The sequence below is a fragment of the Pseudomonas fluorescens genome, assembly GCF_002022275.1.
GTDB classification, from domain to species: domain Bacteria; phylum Pseudomonadota; class Gammaproteobacteria; order Pseudomonadales; family Pseudomonadaceae; genus Aquipseudomonas; species Aquipseudomonas fluorescens_AJ.
Genome location: NZ_MSDF01000018.1, coordinates 85190 through 95713, shown reverse-complemented (window position 1 = coordinate 95713; position 10524 = coordinate 85190). Strand labels below are relative to the sequence as shown.

Below are 10524 nucleotides of genomic sequence, written 5' to 3'. Positions count from 1 at the left end.
GGGCACACCGAGCCTAGGCGAGGTGCCGAGTGGTGGGGCGAGGACCTTTTGGTTACTTTTGGGTCATTCCAAAAGTGACCCGCCGTAAGGGCGGAACCATAAGCCGCCGTGACCGCAGCAACGGATATGCACACAAAAAACCACACACCTCTATCACCACCATAGGTGGAGTCAAACGCCCCAACCCCCTAGAATCCCCCCACGATTCCAGGAGCCAACCTCATGCTGATGGTGATTTCCCCCGCCAAAACCCTCGATTTCGAGTCCAAGCCGGCCACCCCGCGCTTCACCCAGCCGCAATACCTCGACCACTCCCAAGAGCTGATCGAACAATTGCGCGACCTGACCCCAGCGCAAATCAGCGAATTGATGCACGTCTCCGACAAAATCGGCGGCCTCAACGCCGCGCGCTTCGGCAGCTGGACCCCAGCATTCACCCAAGCCAACGCCAAACAAGCGCTGCTGGCCTTCAAGGGCGACGTCTACACCGGCCTCAACGCCGAAACCTTCAGCGACGCCGATTTCAGCTACGCCCAGGACCACCTGCGCATGCTCTCCGGCCTCTACGGCCTGCTGCGCCCGCTGGACCTGATGATGCCGTACCGCCTGGAAATGGGTACCAAACTGCCCAACGCCCGCGGCAAAGACCTCTATGCGTTCTGGGGCACGCGCATCAGCGAATGGCTGAATGAAGCACTGGCCGCACAAGGCGATGACGTGCTGCTCAACCTGGCGTCCAACGAGTACTTCTCGGCGGTCAAGCGCCCGGCTCTGAACGCGCGGATCATCAACACCGAGTTCAAGGACCTGAAAAACGGCCAGTACAAGATCATCAGCTTCTACGCCAAAAAGGCCCGCGGCATGATGAGCCGCTTTGTGATCGAGGAGCGCATCAACGACCCTGCCAAGCTCAAGCAATTTGATGTGCAGGGTTATCGCTTCAATGCAGAGCAGTCCAAGCCGGACAACCTGGTGTTCCTGCGCGATCACGCAGCGGAATAATGCGGTTCCCCGAAATGTGGGAGCTGGCTTGCCTGCGATGGCGGTGTATCAGTAGCAACGTTGCCAACTGACCCACCGCCATCGCAGGCAAGCCAGCTCCCACATTTTTTTGCTTATTCCAGCCAGAAAAATGTCATTTATTTGACGTCAAAAAACATCCTGTCGAATTCCTAACGAATCTTTCACTCGACATTCCTGAAATTTTTTCGTAGTGGCACCACTTTTTTTAAACACTAGTGGCACAAAACTATCCCCGCTCACCAACTCCCTATAACGACTGGTCCAAATAGCAAGTGCTATCAATTTAGTACCAGTGCCATCTTTCTTAATATTTCAAGAAATGTCAGCTAACAGGATGAGTGGCCAGGAACTTCGTCCTAAAGCACCGCTCATACCACCGGTAGCGAAATTCTCTGTTGCTGTAAGAGAAGACTTACACGGCGACCAACGGAAGTAGCGAAGTTGTCATAATTTAACTTCTGCTCAACGGTCGTTTTACCAACCGATTAGTTAATAGCGGCGACAAGGATGATTTGCCACGAACTATAAGGCCACGGCCGAGCTTACCTAAATGTGTCAGTGAGACAACCCAAGGTATTGATATTTAAAGGCTTAAAGCCCCTATCAAGACCCTGCGGCACTGGCGTCAGGCCCTCTACCCAGGAAGGCCGGCTGCATTTCAGGGCAAGCCCCAATAACAAGGCCACGTTGCGCACAACTTGAGTGCAATCATTAGTCACTCGTTATTCAACATGCCTGCACGCGGTAAGTTGGCGTCTATTCGCCTAACTTTCGCGGCATCAGTGACGTTTGCAAACATGAACTCCGGCCATCTAATTGGCATGATTAATACAGAGGTAAATGCGATGCGCATCAGCATATTTGGTTTGGGTTACGTAGGCGCAGTCTGTGCCGGTTGCCTGTCTGCACGGGGCCATGAAGTGGTCGGCGTAGACATTTCCAAGGATAAGATCGACCTGATCAACGCTGGCAAATCGCCAATCGTTGAACCGGGTCTGGGCGAACTGTTGAGCCAAGGTATCGAGACCGGTCGACTGCGCGGCACTACCAACTTCGCCGAAGCCATCCGTGACACTGACCTGTCGATGATTTGCGTGGGCACCCCGAGCAAGAAGAACGGCGACCTCGAACTCGATTACATCGAAGCCGTGTGCCGCGAGATCGGTTTTGTCCTGCGTGACAAAGCCACCCGCCACACCGTAGTCGTGCGCAGCACCGTGTTGCCGGGCACCGTGGCCAACGTGGTCATCCCGATTCTCGAAGACTGCTCCGGCAAGAAAGCCGGCGTCGACTTCGGCGTCGCGGTGAACCCGGAATTCCTGCGTGAATCCACCGCCATCGCCGACTACGACCTGCCGCCAATGACCGTCATCGGCGAGTTCGACAAAGCCTCCGGCGATGTCCTGCAGTCGCTGTACGAAGAGCTCGACGCGCCGATCATCCGCAAGGACATCGCCGTTGCCGAAATGATCAAGTACACCTGCAACGTGTGGCACGCCACCAAGGTCACCTTCGCCAACGAAATCGGCAACATCGCCAAGGCTGTCGGCGTCGATGGCCGTGAAGTGATGGAAGTGGTCTGCCAGGACAAGACCCTCAACCTGTCCCAGTACTACATGCGCCCGGGCTTCGCTTTCGGCGGTTCGTGCCTGCCAAAAGACGTGCGTGCGCTGACCTACCGCGCCAGCACCCTGGACGTGCAAGCGCCGCTGCTCAACTCGCTGATGCGCAGCAACGAATCCCAGGTGCAGAACGCCTTCGACATCGTCGAAAGCCACGACAAACGCAAAGTCGCCCTGCTCGGCTTGAGCTTCAAGGCCGGCACCGATGACCTGCGCGAAAGCCCATTGGTCGAACTCGCGGAAATGCTGATCGGCAAGGGTTACGACCTGAGCATCTACGACAGCAACGTCGAGTACGCCCGTGTACACGGCGCGAACAAGGACTACATCGAAGGCAAGATCCCACACGTGTCGTCCCTGCTCAACTCGGACTTCGATGATGTGATCAACAACTCCGACGTGATCATCCTCGGCAACCGCGACGAGAAATTCCGTGCGCTGGCGCACAACGCACCCCACGGCAAGCAAGTGATCGATCTGGTGGGCTTCATGTCCCAGGCCACCAGTGTGAGTGGTCGCACCGAAGGCATTTGCTGGTAACAGCAACGGCGAGTTTCAAGCTGCAGGTGTCCTGATCCCCAGCGCCTGCAGCTTGAAGCCTTCTTCACCTTCGGATGACGCTTATGTCCAAGTTAAAACACGTACTGCTCCAATGCGCTGGCTGGCTGTTCTTCCTCAGCCTGCTGATGGGACTCGCCCTGCTGTTGCCGGCGAGTACGTTCGACTCGCAGTCGAAGAATTTTATTTTCCTGATTGGCGCCGTTGGCATCTGGCGCTATTCGATGGGTGCTACGCATTTCTTTCGCGGCATGCTGTTTCTGTACGTGGTGTACCCGCACCTGCGCCGCAAAGTGCGCAAGCTGGGCAAGGCCGCTGACCCGTCCCATGTGTTCCTGATGGTCACCAGTTTCCGTATCGATGCGCTGACCACCGCGCAGGTGTACAGCTCGGTGATTCGCGAAGCCATCGAATGCGGCTTCCCCACCACCGTTGTCTGCTCGCTGGTGGAAATGTCCGATGAGTTGCTGGTGAAAAGCCTGTGGGAACGCATGAACCCGCCGGACCACGTGAAGCTCGACTTCGTGCGCATCGCCGGTACCGGCAAGCGCGACGGTTTGGCCTTTGGTTTTCGCGCCATCTCCCGCCACCTGCCGGATGACCGTGCCGTGGTGGCCGTGATCGACGGCGACACCGTGCTCGCCGAAGGCGTGGTACGCAAAACCGTGCCGTGGTTCCAGCTGTTCGGCAATGTCGGCGGCCTGACCACCAACGAGTTCTGCGAAGTGCGCGGCGGCTACATCATGAGCGAATGGCACAAGCTGCGCTTCGCCCAACGCCACATCAACATGTGCTCCATGGCTCTGTCCAAGCGCGTACTGACCATGACCGGGCGCATGTCGGTGTTCCGTGCCAGCGTGGTCACCGATCCGGGCTTTATCGCCGACGTGGAAAGCGACTCGCTGCAACACTGGCGCCTGGGCCGTTTCAAGTTCCTGACCGGTGATGACAAGTCCAGCTGGTTCAGCCTGATGCGTCTGGGCTACGACACTTTCTACGTGCCGGACGCCGCAATCAACACCGTGGAACACCCGCCGGAAAAGAGCTTTATCAAAGCCAGCCGCAAGCTGATGTTCCGCTGGTACGGCAACAACCTGCGCCAGAATTCCCGCGCCCTCGGCCTGGGTGTTCGTCGCCTCGGCCTGTTCACCAGCGTGGTGCTGTTCGACCAGCGCGTGTCGATGTGGACCTCCCTGCTCGGCCTGACCGTGGCGATCATCGCCACCTTCAAATACGGCGGCGCGTTCATCCTCGCCTACCTGCTGTGGATCGGCATCACCCGCCTGATTCTCACCCTGTTGTTGTCGTGCTCCGGCCACAAGATCGGCCCGGCCTACCCGGTGATTCTCTATTACAACCAGATCATGGGCGCGCTGGTGAAGATCTACGTGTTCTTCCGCCTTGATCAACAGTCCTGGACCCGCCAGGACACCAAACTGACCCGCGATTTGGCCAGCTTTCAACGTTGGTTCAACACCTGGTCGTCTCGGACCATGACCTTCTCCGCCGGCAGCATATTCGTCGCCGTGTTGCTGATGATGGTCTGACCCTGCCAAGCCTGAATTAACTTAGGAAAACACCTGATGAATAGCTCTGTAAACGCCAACGTTGTCCACGAATCCGAAGCCCAGCGCCAACATGCCCGCGTGAAAATCCCGGCCAAGCTGCGCTTCTTCAACACTGACCGCACGCCGACCGAAGCCCGGGTGATCGACCTGTCCGCCGGCGGCCTGGCCTTCACCTCGACCCAGCCGTTGACCGTCGGCGAAACGCACAAGGGCCGCCTGCAATTCGTGATCGATAACCTCGGCCTGGCGATGGACGTTGAGCTGCAGATCCGCTCTTACGACCGCCAGACTGGCCGCACCGGTTGCCAGTTCCAGAACCTCGAACAACAGGATATTTCCACCCTGCGTCACCTGATCACCTCGCACTTGTCCGGCGACATCGTGACCATGGGCGACGTGCTCGCCACCCTGCAACGCGACAACTTCACCAAGGCGCGCAAGGTCAAGGACGGCGGCAGCGGCATGACCGCGTTCGGTCGTCTGCGTGCCGTGGTGTTCAGCGCCGGTATCTTCATCGTCGGCCTCGCGGCCTTCGGTTTTGTCTTCAAATCGGTGTACGGCATGTACTTCGTCAGCCACGCCCAGGCGGGCCTGGTCAGCGTACCGGGGATGAACGTGACCATGCCGCGCGACGGCACCGTGCAAAGCCTGCTCAAGGGTGACGCGGTGGCGGCCAAGGGCGCGCCACTCGCCACCTTCAGCACCAGCATGCTCGATGTGCTCAAGGGCCATCTGGACGAAGACCAGTTGCAACCGGCCAAGGTGGAAGAACTGTTCGGCAAGCAAATGACCGGCACCCTGACCTCCCCGTGCGATTGCGTGGTCTCGCAGCAACTGGTCGCCGACGGCCAATACGCCAGCAAAGGTGATGTGATCTTCCAGCTGGTGCCACGTGGCAGCCTGGCCAATGTGGAAGCGCGCTTTACCTATCGCCAGTTCGCCGATGTTCGCCCGGGGACCCCGGTGAACTTCCAGGTCGCCGACGAAGAACAACTGCGCACCGGCACCATCGTCAGCAGCACCAGCCTGAACAGCGCCGACCTGTCCTCCGACATCCGCGTGCAGATCAAGCCTGACGCACCGCTGGACAGCACCTACGCCGGCCGCCCGGTGGAAGTGACCAGCGACCGTGGCCCCTCGCTGAACTGGCTGATCGATAAAGCCATGGCTAACGGTCTGTAAGCGAGGACATGCCTGTGAACCCTATTTCAATCACAACACGGTCCCCTGTGGGAGCCGGGCTTGCCCGCGATAGCGGTGGTGAATCCAACACTGCCATCGCAGGCAAGCCAGCTCCCACAGAAAACAGATCTCACTGCGCCCTGACCTTCTGCGCACTGGCCCTGGCCGTCAGCCTGGCCGGTTGCGCCGGCCTGCCCGACCAGCGCCTGGCGAATGAAGCGCTGAAACGCGGCGACACCGTCACCGCCCAGCAGAACTACCAGCAGCTGGCAGACCTGGGTTACAGCGAGGCCCAAGTCGGCCTGGCCGATATCCAGGTAGGCACCCGCGATCCCGAGCAAATCCGCCAGGCCGAGGCCACTTACCGCGCCGCCGCCGACACCTCGCCGCGCGCCCAGGCTCGCCTCGGTCGCCTGCTGGTGGCCAAGCCCGGCGCCACCGAAGCCGAGCAACACGAAGCGGAAGGCCTGCTGAAAAAAGCCTTTGCCAATGGCGAAGGCAACACCCTGATTCCGCTGGCGATGCTGTACCTGCAATACCCGCACAGCTTCCCGAACGTGAACGCTCAGCAGCAAATCAACAAATGGCAGGCCGCCGGTTATCCGGAAGCCGGCCTGGCCCAGGTGCTGCTGTATCGCACCCAGGACACCTACGACCAGCACCTGGATGACGTGGAGCGCATCTGCAAAGCCGCGCTCAACACCACTGACATCTGCTACGTCGAGCTGGCCACGGTCTACCAGAAAAAAGCCGAGCCGGAAAAACAGGCCGAACTGCTCAAACAGATGGAAGCCGGCTACAGCCGTGGCACCGTCACCGCACAGCGCGTCGATAGCGTGGCTCGCGTGTTGGGCGATGCAACCCTGGGCAAGACCGACGAGAAAACCGCGCAAGCGCTGCTGGAAAAAATCGCCCCCGGCTACCCCGCGTCCTGGGTCAGCCTGGCGCAATTGCTCTACGACTTCCCCGAGTTGGGCGACGTCGACCAGATGATGAAGTACCTCGACAACGGCCGCGCCGCCGACCAGCCGCGCGCCGAGTTGTTGCTGGGCAAGCTCTATTACGAAGGCAAGTGGGTGCCGGCCGACGCCAAGGCCGCCGAAGCGCATTTCGAAAAAGCTGTGGGCAAGGAAGTGGCCGCCGATTACTACCTCGGCCAGATCTACCGCCGTGGTTACCTGGGCAAGGTCTATTCGCAAAAAGCCCTCGACCACCTGCTGACCGCTGCGCGCAACGGCCAGAACAGCGCCGACTTCGCCATCGCTCAATTGTTTTCCCAAGGCAAGGGCACCAAGCCCGACCCATTGAACGCCTATGTCTTCAGCCAGTTGGCTAAAGCCCAGGACACGCCAGAGGCCAATGATTTGGCCACGCAGCTCGAAGCCCCGCTGACGCCAGAGCAACGCGCCGAAGGCCAACGCCTGGTGCAACAGGAGCTGGCCACGCGCGGCACCCTGGCCCAGAGCACGCTGCAACTGCACGCCCTGGAAGACGAAGACGGCGAGGAATCCCTATGAAGCTCAACCCATTCGTCAAGGCCGGTATCGGCCTGACCTTCGCCCTGCTGTGGTCGTGCCCGACCCTGGCCGCGCTGACCGAAGCCAAGAACTTTGGCCTTGAAGTGAAAGCCACCGCGCAGTCCGAAGACGACCGCGACCTCGGCACGCAGAAAGGCGGCGACGTCAACGGCATCGGCCTCGACCTGCGCCCGTGGATCTACGGCGAAAGCGGCGCGTGGAGCGCCTACGCCATGGGCCAGGCCGTGGTCTCCAGCGACATCATCGAGACCGACACCCTGCAACAGTCGGCCGACGACACCACCGAACAGTCGAGCAACGACGACCGCAAGGCCAAGAAAAACTACCTGGCCCTGCGCGAATTCTGGGTCGGCTACAGCGGTTTTACGCCCTACCCCGGCGAGATCCTCAAGTTCGGTCGCCAGCGCCTGCGCAATGACGACGGCCAATGGCGCGACACCAATATCGAAGCGTTGAACTGGACCTTCGACACCACCTTGCTCAAGGCGAATGTCGGCGCTGCCGAACGTTTCAGCGAATACCGCACCGACCTCAAGGAACTGTCGCCCAAGGACAAGGACCGTCAGCACTTCTACGCCGACGCCGCCTACCAGTGGACGCCGGGGCAGTGGATTGGCCTGCGCGGTCACCACACCCATGACGACGGCAAGCTCGACTACGCCGAACCGGGCGTGGCCACCGACCCGTTGGACAAGCGCGAAAAAGGCGACCTGACCTGGCTCGGCATCGAAGCCAACAGCGACGCCTATAACTGGCGCAACACCAACACCGTCAACTACTGGGCCAGCGTCACCGGCATGAAAGGCGACCGCGACACGGTCAACGCCTTGAACGCCGACGGCACCCGCCCGACAGAGGCCAAGCGCAGCGACGACGTGAGTGGCTGGGCTACCGACTTGGGCATCCGCCTGCGTCTGGACCCGCAATGGCAAGTCGGTGCGGCCTATTCCCGCGCCAGCGCCAACTACGAGCAGAACGGCTTGCAAAGCAACCGTTCGAACTGGACCGGCACCCAGTCCCGCGTGCACCGCTTCGGCGAAGCGTTTCGCGGCGAGATGAACAACATGCAGTCCATGAGCCTGTTCGGTTCCTGGCAGCTGCGCGAGGACTACGACGCGAGCCTGGTCTATCACAAGTTCTGGCGCGTGGACGGCAACAAGCCGGTCGGCAGCAACGGCATTGATGCCGTGGAGAACAACACCGACGACGTGACCGGCGCGATCCTGTCCAGCACGTCCCTGCCGCTTGAAGACGGCAAGAAAGACCTGGGTCAGGAGATGGACCTGGTCGTCACCAAGTACTTCAAGAAAGGCCTGTTGCCGGCGGCACTCAGCCAGTCGATCGACGAGCCGTCGGCCCTGGTGCGTTTCCGTGCCGGCGTGTTCAAGCCGGGTGATGCCTATGGCAGCGGGGTCGACTCGTACATGCATCGCGCGTTTGTCGACGTGATCTGGAAATTCTGATGGGAGCCTGCGCAATGAATGCTCAAAGCCTACTCGTCGCGGCAATGCTGATGGCCAGCGCCACTGCATTTGCCGACACGACGGCCAAGGCGCCGACCATCGCCAAGGAACTGCAACAGGCCAAGACCTACACCATTTCCAGCCCGCCGACTGCGCCGCTGGAAATGCCCAAGCCGGCCCTGCCTGACCTGTCGGGCTACACCGCGGCGGCCATGGAAAAGAAGATCGTGCGCAGCAAGCCGGGCAAAGTCAGCATCCGCCGCATGATGCAGGAAGATGCGCTGAAGGACTTTATCGGCGGCGACAACAAGATGGCTGAATGGGTGGTGCGCCAGCACGGCATTCCCCAGGCGATCTTTGTGGATGACGGCTACATGAACCTCAAGGACCTGCTCGGCAAAGTGCCCAAGCAGTACCTCAGCGAAACCTCGCCGGGCGTGTTCCTGGCCAAGCTGCCGATCGTGGTCGGGCGCAAAGGCATCCTGGAAATCGACAAGAAAACCCAGGAGCTGCGCCTGTCCCAGCAAGCCGGCTCGTTCTTGATCAACGACGGCCAGCTGTTTGTGCGTGACACCAAAATCACCGGCTGGAATGAAAAGGCGAATGGCCCGGCACTGTTTCAATCGCCCAAGGAATTTCGCCCGTTCCTGCTGGCCTGGGGCGGCACCGAGACCTACATCTCCAAGACCAAAATGGCCAGCTTCGGCTACGCCAACAGTAAGTCGTACGGAGTGAGTATTTCCCAGTACACGCCGAACATGGCCAAGGTGCTCAAGCGTCCCGAGCCGACCGGCTGGATCATTGATTCCGAGTTCTCGGACATGTGGTACGGCTTCTACTGCTACGAAACCACGGGCTTTGTGCTCAAGGGCAACACCTACAAAGACAACATCGTCTACGGCATTGACCCGCACGACCGTTCCCACGGCCTGATCATCGCGGACAACACCGTCTACGGCACCAAGAAGAAGCACGGCATCATCATTTCCCGGGAAGTGAACGACAGCTTCATCTTCAACAACCGCAGCTACGACAACAAGCTCTCGGGCCTGGTGATCGACCGTAACAGCGTGAACAACCTGATCGCCGACAACGAGATCTACCGCAACCACACCGACGGCATCACCCTCTATGAGAGCAGCGACAACCTGCTGTGGGGCAACAAAGTGATCGCAAACCGTCGCCACGGCATCCGGATCCGTAACAGCGTGAACATTCGCCTGTACGAAAACACCTCGATGGCCAACGGTTTGACCGGCGTCTACGGCCACATCAAGGACTTGACCGACACCGACCGCGACATCGCCCTCGACCCGTTCGACGCCAAGGTTTCGCTGATCGTGGTCGGCGGTGAACTGGCGGGTAACGGCAGCGGGCCGCTGTCGATCGACTCGCCATTGAGCGTTGAGCTGTACCGCGTATCGATGCTGGCGCCGACCAAATCCAGCGGGATCAGCTTCAACGGCGTGCTGGGTGATCGTCAGGAAGAAATTCTCGACCTGCTGGTGCGCCAGCAGAAAGCCGTGCTGATCGACCCTGTCGAACGCCAGACCGAAATGCAGGACTGAGG

7 protein-coding genes are annotated in these 10524 nt (G+C 59.9%); all 7 read left to right on the top strand.

The genetic code is table 11. The annotated features are described in order from the left end of the window. Positions 1 to 222 precede the first annotated feature (222 nt). Entirely contained in the window at positions 223 to 1002 is a 780-nt protein-coding gene (gene yaaA, locus BFW87_RS16600) for a peroxide stress protein YaaA (RefSeq protein ID WP_078740836.1), read from the top strand. An 866-nt stretch (positions 1003 to 1868) separates the two neighbouring features. Further along, the gene (locus tag BFW87_RS16595; protein WP_078740835.1) at positions 1869 to 3185 is read left to right on the top strand and encodes a nucleotide sugar dehydrogenase; all 1317 of its coding nucleotides are present in this window, start codon (positions 1869 to 1871) and stop codon (positions 3183 to 3185) included. A gap of 83 nt (positions 3186 to 3268) precedes the next feature. Next, entirely contained in the window at positions 3269 to 4750 is a 1482-nt protein-coding gene (alg8, locus tag BFW87_RS16590) for a mannuronan synthase (RefSeq protein WP_176159762.1), read from the top strand. Positions 4751 to 4786: 36 nt separating this feature from the next. Next, entirely contained in the window at positions 4787 to 5953 is a 1167-nt protein-coding gene (locus BFW87_RS16580) for an alginate biosynthesis protein Alg44 (RefSeq protein WP_078740833.1), read from the top strand. Positions 5954 to 5961: 8 nt separating this feature from the next. Next, positions 5962 to 7470 carry an alginate biosynthesis TPR repeat lipoprotein AlgK gene (algK, locus tag BFW87_RS16575; protein WP_254865901.1) on the top strand — a complete coding sequence of 503 codons (1509 nt, stop codon included), beginning with the start codon at positions 5962 to 5964 and terminating at the stop codon, positions 7468 to 7470. After that, entirely contained in the window at positions 7467 to 8954 is a 1488-nt protein-coding gene (locus BFW87_RS16570; RefSeq protein ID WP_078740832.1) for an alginate export family protein, read from the top strand. The genes algK and BFW87_RS16570 overlap by 4 nt, the downstream gene beginning before the upstream one ends. Further along, entirely contained in the window at positions 8954 to 10522 is a 1569-nt protein-coding gene (gene algG, locus BFW87_RS16565; RefSeq protein ID WP_078740831.1) for a mannuronan 5-epimerase AlgG, read from the top strand. The genes BFW87_RS16570 and algG overlap by 1 nt, the downstream gene beginning before the upstream one ends. Positions 10523 to 10524 lie beyond the last annotated feature (2 nt).